The 703-nt window shown below is 52.5% G+C and carries 1 rRNA gene; it reads left to right on the top strand.

Annotation, left to right across the window (positions count from 1 at the left end):
* Positions 1-703: ribosomal RNA gene (locus FE839_RS24540) — 23S ribosomal RNA — on the top strand; the annotation flags it as partial.

Raw genomic sequence — 703 nt, 5'->3', positions numbered from 1 at the left:
TTACAAAGTCGAGTCGGTTTAAGGATACGTTCGTTGGGTAGGGGAGCGTTCTGTAAGCCGTAGAAGGTGGCCTGTGAGGGCTGCTGGAGGTATCAGAAGTGCGAATGCTGACATAAGTAACGATAAAGCGGGTGAAAAGCCCGCTCGCCGGAAGACCAAGGGTTCCTGTCCAACGTTAATCGGGGCAGGGTGAGTCGACCCCTAAGGCGAGGCCGAAAGGCGTAGTCGATGGGAAACAGGTTAATATTCCTGTACTTGGTGTTACTGCGAAGGGGGGACGGAGAAGGCTATGTCGGCCGGGCGACGGTTGTCCCGGTTTAAGCATGTAGGCGGAGGTTCCAGGTAAATCCGGTACCTTATTAAACGCTGAGGTGTGATGACGAGGCACTACGGTGCTGAAGTGACAAATGCCCTGCTTCCAGGAAAAGCCTCTAAGCATCAGGTGACACGTAATCGTACCCCAAACCGACACAGGTGGTCAGGTAGAGAATACCAAGGCGCTTGAGAGAACCCGGGTGAAGGAACTAGGCAAAATGGTGCCGTAACTTCGGGAGAAGGCACGCTGATATGTAGGTGAAGTGATTTACTCATGGAGCTGAAATCAGTCGAAGATACCAGCTGGTTGCAACTGTTTATTAAAAACACAGCACTGTGCAAACACGAAAGTGGACGTATACGGTGTGACGCCTGCCCGGTGCCGGAA

This window comes from Klebsiella indica, assembly GCF_005860775.1.
In the GTDB taxonomy this organism is placed as follows: Bacteria; Pseudomonadota; Gammaproteobacteria; order Enterobacterales; family Enterobacteriaceae; genus Klebsiella; species Klebsiella indica.
Note: the sequence above shows the minus strand (reverse complement) of the source record. Positions and strands in the feature narration are given on the sequence as shown.